Below are 17,833 nucleotides of genomic sequence, written 5' to 3' on the forward strand. Positions count from 1 at the left end.
ACCGAACACCATGAATACGACCCCTACCGACATCACCGTCCTCCCGCATGCCCGGGGCCTGCGCCTGATGGCCTCGGCCAGCCTGCTGGTGCTGCTCGCGGGATGCGCCGTCACCGACAGCGCCCCCCAGGCCACCGCCCCCCTGCCCGAGCGCTACCAGGCCTGGTTCGAGGATGGCCAGCCGCACAACCTCGAGTGGATGCACAAGCAGACCGTCAATAAGGCCGACGAGGCGGCCGCCGCCGGCAACCCGCGTGAGGCGATCCGGCTGCTCACCTCGCTGGCCGACCAGGGCTTTCCCCAGGCGCACTACGAGCTGGGCAAGCTCTACGACCAGGGCGAGGCCATGCCACGCGACCCTGCCCGGGCGGCCGAGCACTATGCCCGGGCGGTGCGCACCCCCTCCTACGTTCGCGGCCATGCCGCCCTCAACCTGGCGAAGCTCTATCGCGAGGGCGATGGGGTCGAGCGCAACGACCTGCTCGCCTACCACCTGTTGCGCCTGGCCGTGGAAGAGGAGGTGGGCCGCGACGAGCGGGTGATGCTGGCAGAACTGCTGCGGGAAGGCGGCGACGGGGTATCGGCAAACCCCGAACGGGCGGCCAGGCTCTATGCCATCGAGGCCGAGCAGGGCCAGGAGGAGGCGCTCAGGGCACTGGCCGAGGCCCATGCCCCCGGCGGCTGGCTCGACGAGAAGCCCGAACGCGCCATGGACTACGCCCAGCGTTACGCCGAGGCGCTGCAGAAGCGCGCCACTGCCGGCGAGACCGATGCCATGCAACGCCTGGCGGGCCTGCATGCCCCCGACGGCCTGCTCGGCGACCAGCCCGAACAGCGCCTGCACTGGCTGCGCCAGGCGGCCGAGGCCGGTGACGAGGATGCGCTGGGCAATGCCGGGAGCGCCATGCTGGACGCCGGGGAGACCCGGCAGGGCATCGCCATGCTCGAGGAGGCGGCCAGCAACGGCGATGTCGATGCCATGACCAAGCTCGGCGGGTTCCTGGTCGACCGCCGCCCCGGCGAGGCGCGCCAGTGGCTGACCCGTGCCGCGGAGCAGGGCTCCACGGATGCCCGGGTGCACCTGGGGCGCCTGCTGATCGAGGGCGAGGATCCCCGCCGCGGCGTGGCCCAGCTCGAGGAAGCGGCGGCACAGGATCATCCCCTGGCCCTTGCCGCGCTGGGCGACTTCTACATGAACGACGAGCTCTCCCCCAGCCAGCCCTTCATCGCCGTCGACTACCTGGAACGCGCCCATGAACTGGGCCATCCCTGGGCCACCCAGCAGCTGGGCGATGCGTACCTCAATGGCCGCGGCGTGACCGCCGATCCCCAGCAGGCCGAGGCGCTGCTGCGCCAGGCGGCCGACCAGGGACAGAGCGGTGCCCTGGCGCTGCTCGGCCAGGCCTACCTGGAAGGCGAGACACTGCCCCTCCATCCCAGCCGTGGCGAGCAGCTGCTGCAGGCGGCGGCTGACGCCGGCGAGACCTCCGCCATGACCGCGCTCGGCGAGGCCTACCTGGAGGGCCCGCTGGAGCCCCGGCCGGAGCGCGGCCTGCAACTGCTGCAGCAGGCCGCACAGCAGGGCGACGGCTACGCCATGGTGGTGCTGGGCCGCGCCTACCGCAAGGGCGAGGGCGGCCTCCCCCGGGACCTGGACAAGGCCACCCAATGGCTGACCCGCGCCCGGGAGGCAGGCCACGCCTCCGCCGACGACGCGATGACCCGCGTCAACCGCGACCTTGGCGCCCAGGGCGACATCCGGGCCCTGATCGAGGCCGCCGAGGATGGCCACCCCGGCGCCATGGCCGACCTGGGGCGCGCCTTCCTCGAGGGCCAGGGCGTGCAGCAGAACCGCGAGCACGCCCGGACCTGGCTCACCCGCGCCGCCAATGCCGGCCACAACGGGGCGCGGGCGGAGCTCGGCGAGATGCTCCTCGACAGCGACCCCGAGCGGGCCATGACGCTGCTGCGCACCGCCGCCGACGCCGGCAACCAGGGGGCCCGGCTGACCCTGGGGCGCGCCTACCTGGAGGGCGAGCACGTCGCCGCCGACCCCGAGCAGGGCATCGCCTACCTGCGCCCCTCGGCCGAGGCCGGCAATCCCTATGCGGCCCAGCTGCTGGGCCAGGCCTACCTGGCCGGCAATGGCGTGGAGGCCGACCCGCAGAAGGCGGAGGAGTGGCTGAACCGCGCCGTGGAGAGCGGCGACCTCTCCGCCCGCGCCAACCTCGGCCGTGTGCTGCTGCGCGGCGAGAACGGCGTCCCCCGCGACGGTGAACGCGGCCGGCGCCTGCTCGAGGAGGCCGCCGACCAGGGTCACCCCGGTGCCATGGCCACCCTGGGACGGGAGTACATCCGCGGCGAGAACCTCGAGCAGGACGTTCGCCAGGGGGCCGACTACCTGCTGAAGGCGGCCGAGCAGGGCCACCCCAGCGCCCGCCTGGCGCTGGCCAAGGCCTACCTGGCGGCCAACGGGCTGGAGAATGCCAGCCGCGAGCAGGCCCTGGTGTGGCTCGATGGCGTCATGGAGGGCGACAGCGGCATGGCGCTGCAGACCCTCCACGAGCTGCTCTCCGACGAGAGTGCCGCCGAGGCCCTGAAGGTGGCCACGGCGGAGTGACCCGCTGTCGCCCCCGCAACGCGAAGGCCGGCCCCCGAGGGGGCCGGCCTTCGCGTTTCAGCAGGGCTTTCGAGGCGGCGCTCAGCCCTCGAAGGGATTGCGCAGCACGATGGTTTCGTTGCGATCCGGCCCGGTGGAGATGATGTCGATGGAGGTCCCCACCTTCTCTTCCAGGAAGCTGATGTAGGAGCGCGCATTGGTCGGCAGGTCCTCGACGCGACGCGCCCCCAGGGTGGACTCGCTCCAGCCCGGCAGGTCCTCGTAGAGCGGCTCGATGGCTTCATAGCCCTCGGAGTCCACCGGGGTGTCGAGCACCTCGCCGTCCTTGCTGCGATAGCCCACGCAGACGCGGATGTTCTCCAGGCCGTCCAGCACGTCGAGCTTGGTCAGGCAGATACCCGAGACGGAGTTGATCTGCACGGCGTGACGCAGGGCCACGGCGTCGAACCAGCCGCAGCGGCGCGCGCGACCGGTGGTGGCCCCGAACTCGTGGCCCTTCTCGGCCAGGTGGCGGCCGTGGTCGTCGAACAGCTCGGTGGGGAAGGGCCCGGAGCCGACCCGGGTGGTGTAGGCCTTGGTGATGCCCAGCACGTAGTCCAGGTAGAGGGGCCCGACGCCGGAGCCGGTGGCGGTGCCGCCGGCCGTGGTGTTGGAGCTGGTCACGAAGGGGTAGGTGCCGTGGTCGATGTCCAGCAGCGAGCCCTGGGCCCCCTCGAAGAGGATGTTCTCGCCGGCGCGACGCATCTCGTGGACCAGGCTCACGGTATCGCAGACCATGGGCCGCAGCTCCTCGGCCATGCCCATCGCCTGGTCGAGCACCTGCTGGAAGTCCACCGGCTTCTCGCCGTGGTACTGGGTCAGCACGAAGTTGTGGTAATCCAGCACCTCGCCGAGCTTGGAGGCGAAACGCTCGCGGTGGAGCAGGTCGCCCAGGCGCAGGCCACGGCGCGCCACCTTGTCCTCGTAGGCCGGGCCGATGCCGCGGCCGGTGGTGCCGATCTTGGCGATGCCGCGGGCCTTCTCGCGGGCCTGGTCCAGGCGCACGTGGTACGGCAGGATCAGCGGGCAGGCCGGCGACAGGCGCAGGCGCTCGCGCACCGGCACGCCCTTGCTCTCCAGCTCGCGGATCTCCTCCATCAACGCCTCGGGCGACAGCACCACGCCGTTGCCGATCACGCAGATCTTGTCGTTGCGCAGGATGCCCGAGGGGATCAGGTGCAGGACGGTCTTCTCGCCGTCGATGACCAGGGTATGGCCGGCGTTGTGCCCGCCCTGGAAGCGCACCACCGCCGACGCGGATTCGGTGAGCAGGTCGACGACCTTGCCCTTGCCTTCGTCACCCCACTGGGTGCCCAGTACGACTACATTCTTGCCCATTGTGCTCTCGTCTCTCGTTGCGGCACCGCGCCCGTGGAAAGGCCCAGGGCCGAGGTCATTGACCGCGGGCCCTCAGGCCCGGTCCTGTGAAGTCTCCAGGAGGCGCGGCTCCCAGCGACCGTCGATACGTTCCAGCCGGCGATCGCAGCGGTGCTCCGCCGGCCCGGTGCGCTGCCCGGGCAGCGCCTGGACGACCCGCTCGCCCTGCTGGCGAAGCGCCTGCAGGGCCTCCGCCAGCCCCTCGCCCTCGGCCGGCGCCCAGATGCCGTCCGGCTCCGGCTCCTCGGGTGCCAGGGTGGCCAGCAGCTTGAGGTCCATGGAGAAGCCGGTGGCGGGCCGAGCACGGCCGAAGGCGCGGCCGGTGTCGTCGTAGCGCCCCCCCTTGGCCAGCGCCTGGCCGTAGTGCGGCACGTAGGCGGCGAACATCATGCCGGTGTGGTACTGATAGCCCCGCAGCTCGGCCAGGTCGAAGTAGGGTTCGACCCCGGGGTACTCGGCGAGTACGCCGTCGACCAGGGCACGCAGCTGGTCCAGCGCCGCGCCCACGGCCTGGGGCGCCTCCTCGAAGGCCTCGCGGGCCGCCTCCAGCACCTCGAGCCCACCGTGCAGGTCGCCCAGGGCGCGGAACATCGCCGCCAGCCCCGGATCTCGGACGCTCTCCTCCACGCGTGACGCCAGCTCGCCCGGCGACTTGAGGGCCAGGGCGTCGAACAGGGCACGCTCCTGGTCGGCATCCAGCCCCGCGGCCTGCACCAGGCTACGGTAGATGCCGATATGACCCAGCGCCAGGTGGATCTCCGTCGCCCCGGCGGTCTCGAGGCTGGCCAGCGCCAGGCGCAGGATCTCCAGGTCGGCCTCCAGGCCGGCATGGCCGAACAGCTCCACGCCGACCTGCACCGGACTGCGACCGCCCTGGTGCTGGTCGGCCTTGGCACGCAGCACGTTGGTGCAGTAGCAGAGCCGCACCGGCCCCTGGCGGCGCAGGGAGTGGGCATCCATGCGCGCCACCTGGGGGGTGACATCGGCGCTCACGCCCATCATGCGGCCGGTCATCTGGTCGGTCAGCTTGAAGGTCTGCAGATCGAGGTCGGTACCGGTGCCGGTGAGCAGGGAGTCCAGGAACTCCACCGGCGGGGGCATCACCTGGTCATAGCCCCAGCGGTGATAGAGGTCGAGCAGCGCGCGGCGCAGCTCCTCCATGCGACTGGCCTGAGGCGGCAGTACCTCGTCCATGCCGTCGGGGAGCAGCCAGCGGTCAGCGATGGTCATGTCGTTCATCCTGCGAGACGATGGTTGGCCTGCGACGAGCCCGAGTCGCGCGAGGCGTGCTGGCGAACGGGAGCGCCGGGAGTGGAGAGGCCACAAAAAAACCGGGCCACGCCCGGTTCAAGGATTCTACCACGTTTGCGGGCCGGTTGAACCCCGGCCGGCGGGCGGCGCACCGCCCGCCGGGTCCGTCACTCGGCCCCGCCCTGGGGGCTCTTGAGGTACTGGAAGAAGTCGCTGGAGGGGTCCAGCACCAGCATGTTGTCGTCACCGGCGAAGCTGTCGCGGTAGGCGTTGAGGCTGCGCCAGAAGCTGAAGAACTCCTCGTCCTTGCCGTAGGCATCGGCGAAGATGGCCGCCGCCTCGGCGTCGCCCTCACCACGCAGGGTCTCGGCACGCTCGTTGGCCTGGGCCAGCAGCACCTGACGGCGGCGGTCGGCATTGGCGCGGATCCGCTCGGCCTCCTCCTGGCCCTGGGCCCGCCACTCGCGGGCCTCGCGCTCACGCTCGGAGCGCATGCGCTCATAGACCGCCGAGGAGACATCCTCGGGCAGGTCGATGCGCTTGACGCGGATGTCGCGGATCGCCACGCCCAGCTCGTCGCGCATGAGCTCGTCGAGGTCCTCGGTAGGCCCGGTCATCAGGTCATCGCGACGCTCGGCGATGATCTGCTGCAGGTCGAGGCGGCCGAACTCGTTACGCAGGCTCTCGTCGACCCGCGGCTGGATCAGCCGGCTGGCCATCAGCTCGTCGCCGGCCGTGGCCTCGTAGTACTGGGTCGGGTCGACCACCTGCCACTTGACGTAGGAGTCGACGATCACCGCCTTCTGCTCCAGGGTCAGGTAGCGACTGGGGTCGGTATCCAGCGTCAGCAGCCGGGTGTCGAAGGTGCGCACCGTCTGGGTGATCGGCACCTTGAAGTGCAGGCCGGGCTGGATGTTCTCCTCGATGATCTCGCCGAAGCGCAGCTTCACGGCACGCTCGGTCTCGTCGACCACGTAGAGACTGTTGCTGGCCAGCCACGCCACGGCGGCCAGGCCACCGACGATGAGCAGGGATCGATTGTTGATCATTTAGCGGCCCTCCCTGCGGATTCCACTGTTGCTGCTGTTGCTGCTGTTGCTGCTCGACGACTGGCCGGAGCGCATGCGCTCCAGCACGCGGGGGTCCAGTTCGCCCTGCTCGCCCTGGCTGGCATTGCTGCCGGCACTGCCGCCGCCGGGGCGCTGGTCCAGGGGCAGGTACATCAGCGGGCTGTCCTCGGCCACGTCGACCATCACCTTCGAGGTATTGGAGAACACCTCGCTGAGGGCATCGAGGTAGAGGCGCTCACGCATGATCGACGGCGCGTTCTCGTACTGGCCGAGCAGCGCATTGAAGCGGCTGGCCTGACCACGCGCCTCGGCGACCACGGATTCGCGGTAGCCCTGGCCCTGCTCGACGATGCGCTGCGCCTGGCCCTGGGCCTCGGGGATGATGGCATTGGCGTAGGCCATGCCCTGGTTGATGGTGCGCTGACGATCCTCGCGGGCCCGGATGACGTCGTCGAAGGCATCGATGACCTGGTCAGGCGCCGAGGTGGACTCGATGTTGATGGTCTGCAGGCGGATCCCGGTGCCGTAGTTGTCCTGGTAGGACTGCAGGCGACTGGCCACCGAGCTGCCGAGGATCTCGCGCCCGGAGGTCAGGATATCGATCATGTCGGTACCGCCGACCACGTGGCGCAGCGCACTGTCCAGGGCGTTCTCGATGGAGAGCTGCGGGTTGCGCACGTTGAGCACGAAGTCGCGCGGGTCGGCGACCTGGTACTGGGCCGAGATCTCGACCTCGACGATGTTCTCGTCGCGGGTCAGCATCGACTGGGTCTGGGTCAGCGAGCGCACGCGGGTCACGTTGACCATGCGCACGTCGTCGATCAGCGGCGGGTTCCACTGCAGGCCGGGCGTGACGACCTCCTGGAACTTGCCGAAGCGCAGCACCACACCGCGCTCGGACTGGTCGACCAGATAGAAGCCGGAGGCCGCCCAGATGGCCAGGGCGACCACGATCAGCAGGCCCGGCAGGGTGAAGGCATTGCGCGGCTTGCCACCGCCGCCCTTGCCGCCGGAACCGCCCTTCTTGCCCCCGCGGCCGCCCAGCATGCTGTTGAGCTTGTCCTGAAACTTCTTCAGGGCCTCGTCGAGGTCGGGCGGCCCCTGATTGCCGCCGCCCTTGCCCCCGCCGCCACTGCCACCGCGGCCACCCCCGCTCCAGGGGTCGTGCTGGTTGCCACCACCAGGCTCATTCCAGGCCATACGTCGTCTCCACTATGCGTTGCATTCCGCCACCGGCAGTGCCGGCGACGGACGTCGGTTGCGAACCTGCGGGTATCGCCCGGCGCAGCCCGGCGTCCCTGTCGTCGTGTTGTGGCTGCTGGCCTGCCCGCCAGCGGACCGACCGGCCCCGTCGCGTCACGCCTCCCACACCGGCGGCGCCTGCAGCGCGGCCGGCAGGTAGTCGTCGGCACGCTCGCCCAGTCGCGCCATCAGCTGCAGGAAGTCACGCCGTGGCAGGCGCACTTCCAGCAGGGTGTGACCCGCGTCATCGAAGCGCTCCCCGCGCACCGCGCCGAGGTCGTGCAGCCCGGCCCGCAGCCTGCCCTGCTCCGGGGCCAGGCTAAGCTCGAAGTCGATGATGTCATCGGCCAGGCACTCCGAGAGCGCCTGCTCCAGCAGCTCGAGCCCCTTGCCCTCGCGGGCCGAGAGCCAGACCACCTCGGGCCGGCCCTCGCCGTCGCGCTCGATGCGCGGTGCGCTGTCGAGCAGGTCGATCTTGTTCATCACCTTGAGGGTCGGCACCTCCAGGGCGCCGATCTCGTCGAGCACCGCCTCGACCTGGGCGACGTTGAGTTCGCGGTCAGGGTCGGCGGCGTCGATCACGTGCACCAGCAGCGAGGCCTCGGCGGCCTCCTGCAGGGTGGCGCGGAAGGCCTCGACCAGCTTGTGGGGCAGGTGACGGATGAAGCCCACGGTATCGGCGAGCACCACCGGCCCCACGTCCTCGATCTCCAGGCGACGCAGCGTAGGGTCGAGGGTAGCGAAGAGCTTGTCGGCCGCATAGACCCGGGCGGACGTCAGGGCGTTGAAGAGCGTGGACTTGCCGGCGTTGGTGTAGCCCACCAGCGAGACGCTGGGGATCTCCGCCCGGGAACGGGCCCGACGATTCTGGCTGCGCTGGCTGCGCACCTTGTCGAGCCGCTTGTGGATCGCCTTGATGCGCGCCCGCAGCAGGCGACGGTCGGTCTCGAGCTGGGTCTCGCCCGGCCCCCGCAGGCCGATACCGCCCTTCTGGCGCTCCAGGTGGGTCCAGCCGCGCACCAGGCGGGTCGACATGTACTCGAGCTGGGCGAGCTCCACCTGCAGCTTGCCCTCATGGGTCCGGGCACGCTGGGCGAAGATGTCGAGGATCAGGCCGGTGCGGTCGATCACCCGGCACTTGAGCTCGCGCTCCAGGTTACGCTCCTGGGAGGGGCTCAGGCCATGGTTGAAGATCACCAGCTCGGCGTGATGCACCGCCTTCGCCTCGCGCAGCTCCTCGAGCTTGCCCGAGCCCACGAAGGTGCGGGAATCGGGGCGCTTGCGACTGCCGGTGATCAGGGTGGCCGGCTCCGCGCCGGCCGAGCGCACGAGCTCGAGGAACTCGCCCGCATCCTCGCGCTCCTGCTCGTCCTGGAAATCCACATGGACAAGGATCGCCGTCTCGCCGGCGTCGGGACGTTCAAAAAACAATCAATACCTCACGCATCAGGGTCCGGCTGCGCGTCCGGGGCCGGCAAGCGCACGTTGCGCGACGGCACCACGGTGGAGATGGCGTGCTTGTAGACCATCTGGCTGACGGTGTTGCGCAGCAGGATGACGAACTGGTCGAAGGACTCGATCTGGCCCTGCAGCTTGATGCCGTTGACCAGGAAAATCGAAACCGGAATGCGCTCCTTGCGCAGGATGTTCAGGTACGGGTCTTGAAGGGACTGCCCTTTGGACATGTTGCTCTCCCTGAAGTGTCTCTGGGGGTTGATGTTATGTCGGTCGTCGTCGCTCCCGCCAGGGGGCAACGCTGGATACCCGGAGGGGCCTGTTCACCCGGCCACCGAAAGGCCCATCTTACGCTAAGTGCCGAATTCGCGCACGAGTTTCAATACCTCGCCCAGGGGATCGGGGCCCAGGCTGTCGACCCAGTGGAGCCCCGGCCAGCTGCGCATCCAGGTCAGCTGGCGCTTGGCCAGCTGGCGGGTCGCGATGATCCCGCGCCGCTCGAGCTCGTCACGCTCGAACTCGCCCTCCAGGCAGGCCCATGCCTGACGGTAGCCCACGCTCTTCATGGCGGGCAGTGAGGCAGCGAGGTCGCCGCGCGCCTTCAGGGCCGCCACCTCGTCGATGAACCCGGCGTCGAGCATCGCCCTGAAGCGCTGGGCAATGCGCGCATGGAGCACGCCACGGTCGGCCGGCGCAAGGCCTATCGACAGCGTGCGCCAGGGAAAGGTTTCACGGCGCTGCTCGGCCCACAGCTCGGTGAGCGTGCGGCCACTGACGCGCTGGACTTCCAGCGCCCGCATCAGCCGCTGGGGATCATTGGGATGGATGCGCGCCGCCGAGACCGGATCGACCCGGGCCAGCTCCGCATGCAGCGCCGCCAGGCCGAGACGCGCCACCCTGCCCTCCAGCTCGGCGCGCACCGCCGGGTCCGAGGCAGGCAGGTTGGCCACCCCCTCGAGCAGGCGCTTGAAGTACATCATGGTGCCGCCTACCAGCAGCGGGACCCGGCCGGCGTCGCCGATCGCGCGCATCTCGCGAAGGGCGTCCTGGCGGAATTCGGCGGCGGAATAGGGCTCGGCCGGGTCGCGGATATCGATCAGCCGGTGCGGCGCCCGGGCCAGCTCCTCGGGCGAGGGCTTGGCACTGCCGATGTCCATGTCGCGGTAGACCATGGCGGAGTCGACGCTGATCAGCTCGCAGCCCAGCCGCTCGTGGAGCGCAATGGCCAGGTCGGTCTTGCCGGCCGCGGTGGGCCCCATCAGCAGGATGGCGGGGGGGCGCGAATCGCTCATGGGTCTACTGCCCGCGCAGGAAGAGGCGGTCCAGCTCCTTCATGCTCATCTCGGTCCAGGTGGGACGGCCGTGGTTGCACTGGCCGCTGCGCTCGGTGCGCTCCATGTCGCGCAGCAGGGCATTCATCTCCTCGAGCCCCAGCTGGCGGTTGGCCCGCACGCTGCCGTGGCAGGCCATGGTCGCCAGCAGCTCGTTGATGCGCGCCTCGAGACGGTCGGAGCGACCGTAGCGCTCCAGGTCGGCGAGCATGTCCCGCACCAGCGGCTCCACGTCGGCCTCGGCGAGCAGCACCGGAACCTGGCGCACCAGCAGGGTCTCGGGGCCGGCCACGTCGAGCTCCACGCCGAGGCGCGCGAAGGCGTCATGCTCGGCTTCGGCGGTGGCCACCTCGGCGGGGCTCGCCGCCAGCGACACCGGCACCAGCAGCGGCTGGGCCTGGAGGGCCCCCCCGTGGACCTGGGTCTTCATGCGCTCGTAGACGATGCGCTCGTGGGCGGCATGCATGTCCACCACCACCAGGCCGCGCTCGGTCTGGGCGAGGATATAGACCCCGTGCAACTGGGCCACGGCATAGCCCAGCGGCGGCGCGCGGGTCGCGTCCTCCTCGGGCATCGCCGGCCGCGGGGCACGGGCCGCCTGCGCGGCGCGACGCTCCTCGAGGGCCACGCCCGCGGCGCTGCCGCCGGGGGCCGGGGCGGCCGGCTGGGGCGTCAGCAGGCGCTCCTCATGGTCGGGGTGCAGCGCCCGGTAGCCCTCCATAAAGGCCCGCACCCGGTCGGGCGTCACGCTATCACGGGCCCCCTCACGCTCCGCGTGCCCCGGCAGCGCCATCGGCTGCTGCTGCCAGGCCGGCGCCGCCTCGCGCACGCCGTCCGCCGCCTCCGGCGTTTCGCGCGCCTCGTCGCGTTCGCCTCCCTCGCCGGGCCGGGCCTCGCCCAGGGCGCGGTGCAGGCTCGAGAACAGGAAGTCGTGGACCATTCGCCCGTCGCGGAAGCGCACCTCGTGCTTGGTGGGATGGACGTTGACGTCCACCACCCTGGGGTCGACCTCGAGGTAGAGCACGAACACCGGGTGGCGGCCGTGGAAGAGCACGTCGCGGTAGGCCTGGCGGATGGCATGGGCGACCAGGCGGTCGCGCACCACGCGGCCGTTGACGAAGAAGTACTGCTGGTCGGCCTGGGCGCGGGAGTGGGTCGGCAGCCCGACCCAGCCCCACAGTCGCAGCCCCCCAACCTCCAGGTCCAGGTGCAGGGCGTTCTCCAGGAAGGCCTTGCCGAGCAGGGACTGGAGGCGACGCTCCCGGGCCACCGGGTCATCGCCTGCCGGCAGCTGGTGGAGGGTCTTGTGGTTATGGCGCAGCACCCAGCCGATGTCGAAGCGCGACAGCGCCTGGCGCCGGAAGGCCTCCTCGACGTGGCCGAACTCGGTCTTCTCGGTGCGCAGGAACTTGCGCCGCGCCGGGGTGTTGAAGAAGAGGTCACGCACCGTCACCGAGGTGCCGCGAGGATGCGGGGCCGGGGTCACGCGCGGCTCCATGCGCCGACCCTCGGCCACCACGCGCCAGCCGCTGCGCGGGTCCTCGTCGGTATTGGAGGTCAGCTCGAGGCGCGCCACCGAGCTGATCGAGGCCAGGGCCTCGCCGCGAAAGCCCAGGCTGGCCACGCCCTCGAGCTCCTCCAGGGAGACGATCTTGCTGGTGGCGTGGCGCGACAGCGCCAGCGGCAGGTCGGTCTCGCCGATGCCGCTGCCGTCGTCCCGCACGCGGATCAGCCGGGCCCCGCCGTTCTCCAGCTCGACCTCGATGCGCCCGCTGCCGGCATCGATGGCGTTCTCCACCAGCTCCTTGACCACCGACGCCGGCCGCTCGACCACCTCGCCGGCGGCGATCTGGTTGGCCAGGCGGGGATCGAGGATCTGGATGTGTCGCTTCTCTGACATGTCGCTCCGAGGGGTCCGGGTCTGAAGAGGGGGCACCGGCCTCACGTCCGGGGGATGCGCAGCACCTGGCCGACCCTGATCACGTCGCCGTTGAGCTCGTTGGCCTGCTTGAGCTGGGCCACCGGCACGCCGTGACGGGCCGCGATCTCCGAGAGGGTGTCGCCGGGCTGGATGCGATACTCGTTGCCCTCGGCGCTGCGATTACGGTCACGCTGCCAGGCCAGCAGGCTCGCCGGTGGCGGGTTGCGCTGGAAGTGGCCGCGGATGCCGCCGAACAGCGCCTCGACCATCTTCTGCTGGTAGCCGCCGTCGCGCAGCCGACGCTCCTCCTCGGGATTGGAGATGAAGCCGGTCTCGACCAGCAGCGAGGGGATGTCCGGCGACTTCAGCACCATGAAGCCGGCCTGCTCGACCCGCGACTTGTGCAGCCGGTTGACCCGCCCGAGCTGGTCGAGCACCTGGCCGCCGATGGTCAGGGAGTCGTTGAGGGTTGCCGTCATGGTCAGGTCAAGCAGCACGCCACGCAGCACCTCATCCTTGTCGTCCAGCGACAGGCTGCCGTCGACCCCGCCGATCAGGTCGGCCTGATTCTCGTTGGCGGCCAGCCACTGGGCGGTCTCCGAGGTGGCCCCCCGCTGGGACAGCGCATAGACCGAGCTGCCGTTGGGTCTGGGGCTGTTGAAGGCATCGGCATGGATCGACACGAAGAAGTCGGCCTTCTGCTCCCGGGCGATGCGGGTCCGCTGGCGCAGCCCGATGTAGTAGTCGCCGTCGCGGATCATCACCGCCCGGAACCCCTCCGCGGCGTTGACCAGCTTCGCCATGCGCTGGGCCATCTCCAGCACGACATCCTTCTCGCGGGTGCCGGCGGGGCCGATCGCCCCCGGGTCCTCGCCGCCATGGCCGGCATCGATGGCGATGATGATGTCGCGCCTGGGGTGTGGCTTGGCCGGCTCCAGTACCTGGGCGGCGGCGATATCGGCGGGGTTACGCCCCTCAGCCACCGCCTCGCTGCGGGCACGGTCGGCGGCGATCTCCTGCTCGCGGATCATCGCCTCGATGGGATCGATGGGGTCCTCCACGGCGCTCTCGCCGGGGTACTCCAGGTCCACCACCAGGCGATGGCCGTACTGGTCGTTGGGGGCAAGGGTGAAGTGGCGGGGCTCGATCTCACGCTCGAGTTCCAGCACCACCCGCAGGCCATTGCCGTCGCGCACCCCGGTGCGCAGGGTGCTGATCGCACTCCCCTCCAGGTCCAGCCGGTCGACGTCGGCATTGAGCTGGCTGTCGTCGAGATCGATCACCAGGCGGCGCGGGTTGTCGAGGCTGAAGACATTGGCCCGCGCCGGGGAGGAGAGGTCGAAGACCAGGCGCGCATGGTCCGGCGCCGCCCAGAGGCGCAGGTTGTCGACACTGGCGGCATCGGCCAGGCCGCTGGCGAGCAACAGCAGCAGCCCTCCCAGCCCGGCCATCAGGCGCCCTAGCGGTCTGATGCGTGTCATCGCGCTGCTTCACCTTCCCTGTCCAGGATCCAGCCGGCCAGCGCCGGCATCGCCGCCAGGCGCGCCAGCACCGCCCGGCCAAGCTCGCTTCCGGCCACCAGGGTCGCCTCGCGCCCGCTGTCGGCCAGCCGCAGGATGACCTCCAGGTCCGGGGCCGGCAGCCAGCCCTCGCCCCGCTCCGGCCACTCGATAACGCAGAGCGCCTCCTCGGCGAGCAGGTCGCGGCCGCCGATGAACTCCAGCTCCTCGGGGTCGCCCAGGCGATAGAGGTCGAAGTGGTACACCCGGACCCCGTCCAGCTCGTAGGGCTCCACCAGGGTGTAAGTGGGGCTCTTGACCGCCCCCCGGTGGCCGCAGGCCCGCAGGATGCCCCGTGTCAGGGTGGTCTTGCCGGCCCCGAGCTCGCCGGTCAGGTGCACGCGACCATGGCCCTCCAGGGCCCGCCCCAGGCACTCGCCGAAGGCGACCTGGCGGTCTTCGTCATCGAGTCGCAGCTGCATCGTCCTCGCCCATCGTCGGGTTGACCAGAATTCGTGCACAGGATGCCAGATCGCCGGCCAGCAGGCCACGCTCTCCCCCCTGCCGGGCCGCCATGTCGGCGGCCAGGGCATGCACCAGCACGCCGAGCCGGGCCGCCGCCTCGAGGGGCAGCCCCTGGGCCAGCAACGCGCCCAGGATGCCGGAGAGCGCATCGCCCATGCCGCCACTGGCCATGCCCGGATTGCCGTGGGGGCAGACGGCGAGCCCTCCGGGGCCGGCCACCAGGCTGCCGGCGCCCTTGAGCACCACCACCCCGCCGTAGCGCCGCTGCAGGGCCAGGGCCGCCGCGGGCCGGTCGGCCTCGACCTCGCCGGCGGAGAGCCCTAGCAGGCGGGCGGCCTCGCCGGGGTGCGGCGTCAACACCCACTCCTCGCGATGCTGGCCGGTGAAGCGGGTCGCCAGCAGGTTGAGGGCGTCGGCGTCCACCACCAGCGGCCTCTCGGCCGAGAGAGCGGCCTGCAGCACGCCCTGCCCCCAGCTGCCCTGGCCAAGCCCCGGCCCCACCACCAGCACGCCGGCGCGATCCATCAGCCCGTCGAGCTCCCCGGCACCGCGAATGCCGTGGACCATCACCTCGGGGCGGCGCACCAGGCTTGCGGTCACGTGCTCGGGAGCGGTGGCCAGGCTCACCTTGCCGGCTCCCAGCCGCGCGCAGGCCTCGGCGGCGAGCAGCGCCGCCCCACCGAAGCCCGGCGCCCCGCCCAGCACCAGCGCATGGCCGAAGTCGCCCTTGTGGGCACTGCGCTGCCGCGGCGGCAGCCAGGCCGGGATCAGTCCGGCATCCAGCAGGCGGGCCGCGGGCACGAGGTCCGCCTCGGCCTCGGCCTCCACCCCCAGGGCTCGGAAGTCGACCTCCCCTACCCTGGCCGGTGCCGCCCCGGTATGCAGCCCCAGCTTGTCGCCGATAAAGGTCACCGTCCTCGTGGCCTGCACCGCGACACCCAGCACTGTGCCGGTATCGGCATGCAGCCCCGAGGGAATGTCGATGGCCAGCACCGGCAGGCCGCTGGCGTTGATGGCCTCGATCGCCTCGCGGACCTCGCCGCGCACCTCGCCGCCGAGGCCGGTGCCCAGCAGGGCATCGACGACCAGCTCGCCCTCGAGAACGAGGCCCGAGCGCCAGGGTTCCGCCTCTACCCCGGCCGCCGTCGCCATGTCGGCGGCGCGCCCGGCATCGCCGGACAGGGCGTCGCGTGGCTTGAGCAGGATGCGCTGCACGGCGAACCCCTCGGCGGCGGCCATCGCCGCCAGCACGTGTCCATCGCCGCCGTTGTTGCCGCCGCCGCAGAGCACGCTGAGCGAGCGCACCCCGGGCCAGCGGGCCTTGAGGCTCTGCCAGGCGGCCGCGGCCGCGCGCTGCATCAGGGCGAAGCCCTCGATGCCGGCGGCGATGGTGCGCCGGTCCAGCTCGCGCACCTGGTCGGCGCAATAGAGCGGCCGCCCGTGACGCTGCCAGTGTTCGAACGACTCGACGGACATCCGGTGTCTCCCTTGAACGTGATGCTTTACCATGGAGTGTAAGTGCTTCACGCCACGCGCCAAGCCCCCCGGCGGCAGAATCAGCGCCGGCACCCCTTCTTGCTCATTCTTTTCAACAATGACGGTTTATCGCTCATGAGCGCCCCGGCGCCGATTCCCGACACCCCGTCCGACCTCCAGGCCCTGGCCGACCGGATCAGGACCTGGGGCCGCGAGCTCGGCTTCCAGCAGCTGGGCATCACCGACGTCGACCTGGCCGAGGACGAGCAGCGCCTGGCGCGCTGGCTCGGGGCCGGCCACCACGGCGAGATGGCCTTCATGGCCAAGCACGGTACCAAGCGCACCCGACCGGCGGAGCTGGTCCCCGGCACCGTGCGGGTGATCAGCGTGCGCCTCGACTACCTGCCCGCCGAGGTGGAAACGGCCAAGGTGCTCGGTCGGCCGCAGACCGCCTACGTCTCCCGCTACGCCACGGGGCGCGACTACCACAAGCTGATGCGCAAGCGGCTGGCCACCCTGGCGAAATGGATCGAGGCCGAGGTCGGCTCCTTCGGCTACCGCGCCTTCGTCGACTCCGCGCCGGTGATGGAACGGGCCCTGGCCCGCAAGGCGGGGCTGGGCTGGTTCGGCAAGAACGCCATGCTGCTCAACCCCAGGGCCGGCTCGCTGTTCTTCCTGGGCGAGCTCTATACCGACCTGCCGCTGCCGGTGGACGCCCCCTTCGAGGGCGACCACTGCGGCAGTTGCAGCGCCTGTCGCACCGCCTGCCCCACCGGCGCCATCGTCGAGGACCGGGTAGTGGATGCCCGGGCCTGCATCTCCTACCTGACCATCGAGCTTCACGGTGCCATTCCCGAGCGTTTCCGTGCGGCCATGGGCAACCGGGTGTTCGGCTGCGACGACTGTCAGCTGGTCTGCCCCTTCACCCGCTTTACCCGGGTCTCCCGCGAGGCCGACTTCGCTCCCCGCCACGACCTGGACCGCGCGAGCCTGGTCTCGCTGTTCGCCTGGGGCGAGGAGGAGTTCCTGGAGAAGACCGCCGGCAGCCCGATCCGCCGCATCGGCTACGAGCGCTGGCTGCGCAACCTCGCCGTGGGGCTCGGCAACGCCCCCTGGAGCGAGGCCGTGGAGGCCGCCCTGTGGGCGCGCCTGCCCTACCCCTCCGCCCTGGTACGCGAACACGTGCGCTGGGCACTGGCCCGCCAGCGGGAGAAGCGCCAGCGGCTTATCGCCGCCGGCTAAGCGGCCAAGCGGCCAAGCGGCCAAGCGGCCAAGCGGCCAAGCGGCCAAGCGGCCAAGCGGCCAACACGGTGAGTTGCTCTCGAGCAATAGCCAACCCCACGGCAATGGCCTCGGGGTTGGCTTGTAGCTCGGCGCTTGCAACTCGGCGCTACTCTTCCTCGTCGCTCTCGTCCTCCGCCAGACGCAGGAAGGTGCGGCGATAGTGCGCCAGCTCGGCGATGGACTCCTTGATGTCGTCCATGGCGAGGTGCACGTTGCGCTTCTGGAAGCCGACCAGCGCCCCCGGATTCCAGCGCTTGGCCAGCTCCTTCAGGGTCGAGACGTCCAGGTTGCGGTAGTGGAAGAAGGCCAGCAGCTCGGGCATCTCCCGCTCCAGGAAGCGGCGGTCCTGGTGGATGCTGTTGCCGCACATGGGCGAGGTCCCGGGGACGACATGCGCCTCGAGGAAGGCAAGCGTCTGCCGTTCGGCCTCGGCGGTATCGACCGGGCTCTCCTTCACCCGCTTCACCAGGCCGGAGGCGCCGTGGGTCCGGGTGTTCCACTCGTCCATCGCCGCCAGCAGCGCATCGGGCTGATGCACCGCGATCACCGGCCCCTCGGCGACGACATTGAGCTCGCTGTCGGTGACCAGGGTCGCCACCTCGATGATCCGCTCGCGGTTCGGGTCGAGTCCGGTCATCTCCAGGTCGATCCAGACCAGGCGCTGACGACGCGGGTCCCGGGTGTCGGAGGAGGTGTCGGAGGCCTCGGAGGAAGGGTGGTCTGCCATAGGAGTTCCTTGCGTG

General features: G+C 70.8%; 14 protein-coding genes. 2 read left to right on the forward strand and 12 right to left on the reverse strand.

The features are described 5' to 3' along the window. Positions 1-10: 10 nt before the first annotated feature. Complete coding sequence (locus tag DFP85_RS15710) at positions 11-2,620, forward strand: tetratricopeptide repeat protein (RefSeq protein ID WP_133637379.1); 2,610 nt, start codon at positions 11-13, stop codon at positions 2,618-2,620. Between the two features lie 81 nt (positions 2,621-2,701). On the opposite strand, the gene DFP85_RS15715 is transcribed toward DFP85_RS15710, so the two are convergent. The 11 genes from DFP85_RS15715 to DFP85_RS15765 all read right to left on the reverse strand — a co-directional run bounded on the left by DFP85_RS15715 (position 2,702) and on the right by DFP85_RS15765 (position 15,806). Next, positions 2,702-3,997 carry an adenylosuccinate synthase gene (locus tag DFP85_RS15715; protein WP_133637380.1) on the reverse strand — a complete coding sequence of 432 codons (1,296 nt, stop codon included), beginning with the start codon at positions 3,995-3,997 and terminating at the stop codon, positions 2,702-2,704. 72 nt (positions 3,998-4,069) lie between these two features. Beyond that, a complete protein-coding gene (locus DFP85_RS15720; RefSeq protein WP_133637381.1) occupies positions 4,070-5,266 on the reverse strand; it encodes an ATP phosphoribosyltransferase regulatory subunit in 1,197 nt (398 codons plus the stop codon). A gap of 188 nt (positions 5,267-5,454) precedes the next feature. Beyond that, positions 5,455-6,336: a protease modulator HflC gene (gene hflC, locus DFP85_RS15725; protein ID WP_133637382.1), complete on the reverse strand. Its 882-nt coding sequence runs from the start codon at positions 6,334-6,336 to the stop codon at positions 5,455-5,457. Continuing rightward, positions 6,337-7,557, reverse strand: a complete 1,221-nt coding sequence (gene hflK / locus DFP85_RS15730) for an FtsH protease activity modulator HflK (protein WP_133637383.1) — start codon at positions 7,555-7,557, stop codon at positions 6,337-6,339. It abuts the gene before it with no gap. Between the two features lie 156 nt (positions 7,558-7,713). Beyond that, complete coding sequence (hflX, locus tag DFP85_RS15735; protein ID WP_133637384.1) at positions 7,714-9,030, reverse strand: ribosome rescue GTPase HflX; 1,317 nt, start codon at positions 9,028-9,030, stop codon at positions 7,714-7,716. 8 nt (positions 9,031-9,038) lie between these two features. Beyond that, complete coding sequence (hfq, locus tag DFP85_RS15740) at positions 9,039-9,284, reverse strand: RNA chaperone Hfq (protein WP_106229908.1); 246 nt, start codon at positions 9,282-9,284, stop codon at positions 9,039-9,041. A gap of 123 nt (positions 9,285-9,407) precedes the next feature. Continuing rightward, positions 9,408-10,346 (reverse strand): tRNA (adenosine(37)-N6)-dimethylallyltransferase MiaA, encoded by a 939-nt coding sequence (gene miaA, locus DFP85_RS15745; protein WP_133637385.1) that lies wholly within the window; start codon positions 10,344-10,346, stop codon positions 9,408-9,410. A 4-nt stretch (positions 10,347-10,350) separates the two neighbouring features. Continuing rightward, positions 10,351-12,285 carry a DNA mismatch repair endonuclease MutL gene (gene mutL, locus DFP85_RS15750; RefSeq protein WP_133637386.1) on the reverse strand — a complete coding sequence of 645 codons (1,935 nt, stop codon included), beginning with the start codon at positions 12,283-12,285 and terminating at the stop codon, positions 10,351-10,353. 41 nt (positions 12,286-12,326) lie between these two features. Then, complete coding sequence (locus DFP85_RS15755) at positions 12,327-13,757, reverse strand: N-acetylmuramoyl-L-alanine amidase (protein ID WP_243737324.1); 1,431 nt, start codon at positions 13,755-13,757, stop codon at positions 12,327-12,329. A gap of 26 nt (positions 13,758-13,783) precedes the next feature. Further along, positions 13,784-14,287 carry a tRNA (adenosine(37)-N6)-threonylcarbamoyltransferase complex ATPase subunit type 1 TsaE gene (tsaE, locus tag DFP85_RS15760; RefSeq protein WP_133637388.1) on the reverse strand — a complete coding sequence of 168 codons (504 nt, stop codon included), beginning with the start codon at positions 14,285-14,287 and terminating at the stop codon, positions 13,784-13,786. After that, a complete protein-coding gene (locus DFP85_RS15765; protein WP_133637389.1) occupies positions 14,268-15,806 on the reverse strand; it encodes an NAD(P)H-hydrate dehydratase in 1,539 nt (512 codons plus the stop codon). Before DFP85_RS15765 ends, tsaE begins: the two co-directional genes overlap by 20 nt. Before the next feature lie 135 nt (positions 15,807-15,941). Between DFP85_RS15765 and queG the strand changes: the two genes are divergently transcribed. Beyond that, complete coding sequence (queG, locus tag DFP85_RS15770; protein WP_133637390.1) at positions 15,942-17,048, forward strand: tRNA epoxyqueuosine(34) reductase QueG; 1,107 nt, start codon at positions 15,942-15,944, stop codon at positions 17,046-17,048. Between the two features lie 148 nt (positions 17,049-17,196). Here queG and orn read toward each other — a convergent pair whose 3' ends face one another. Continuing rightward, a complete protein-coding gene (gene orn, locus DFP85_RS15775) occupies positions 17,197-17,817 on the reverse strand; it encodes an oligoribonuclease (RefSeq protein WP_133637391.1) in 621 nt (206 codons plus the stop codon). Between the last annotated feature and the right edge of the window lie 16 nt (positions 17,818-17,833).

The organism is Halomonas ventosae, from assembly GCF_004363555.1.
In the GTDB taxonomy this organism is placed as follows: domain Bacteria; phylum Pseudomonadota; class Gammaproteobacteria; order Pseudomonadales; family Halomonadaceae; genus Halomonas; species Halomonas ventosae.

Coding starts and splice junctions, on each gene's coding strand:
- DFP85_RS15710 (WP_133637379.1), top strand. CDS start 11: ATGAATACGACCCCTACCGACATCACCGTCCTCCCGCATGCCCGGGGC.
- DFP85_RS15715 (WP_133637380.1), bottom strand. CDS start 3,997: ATGGGCAAGAATGTAGTCGTACTGGGCACCCAGTGGGGTGACGAAGGC.
- DFP85_RS15720 (WP_133637381.1), bottom strand. CDS start 5,266: ATGACCATCGCTGACCGCTGGCTGCTCCCCGACGGCATGGACGAGGTA.
- hflC (WP_133637382.1), bottom strand. CDS start 6,336: ATGATCAACAATCGATCCCTGCTCATCGTCGGTGGCCTGGCCGCCGTG.
- hflK (WP_133637383.1), bottom strand. CDS start 7,557: ATGGCCTGGAATGAGCCTGGTGGTGGCAACCAGCACGACCCCTGGAGC.
- hfq (WP_106229908.1), bottom strand. CDS start 9,284: ATGTCCAAAGGGCAGTCCCTTCAAGACCCGTACCTGAACATCCTGCGC.
- miaA (WP_133637385.1), bottom strand. CDS start 10,346: ATGAGCGATTCGCGCCCCCCCGCCATCCTGCTGATGGGGCCCACCGCG.
- mutL (WP_133637386.1), bottom strand. CDS start 12,285: ATGTCAGAGAAGCGACACATCCAGATCCTCGATCCCCGCCTGGCCAAC.
- DFP85_RS15755 (WP_243737324.1), bottom strand. CDS start 13,757: ATGGCCGGGCTGGGAGGGCTGCTGCTGTTGCTCGCCAGCGGCCTGGCC.
- tsaE (WP_133637388.1), bottom strand. CDS start 14,287: ATGCAGCTGCGACTCGATGACGAAGACCGCCAGGTCGCCTTCGGCGAG.
- DFP85_RS15765 (WP_133637389.1), bottom strand. CDS start 15,806: ATGTCCGTCGAGTCGTTCGAACACTGGCAGCGTCACGGGCGGCCGCTC.
- queG (WP_133637390.1), top strand. CDS start 15,942: ATGAGCGCCCCGGCGCCGATTCCCGACACCCCGTCCGACCTCCAGGCC.
- orn (WP_133637391.1), bottom strand. CDS start 17,817: ATGGCAGACCACCCTTCCTCCGAGGCCTCCGACACCTCCTCCGACACC.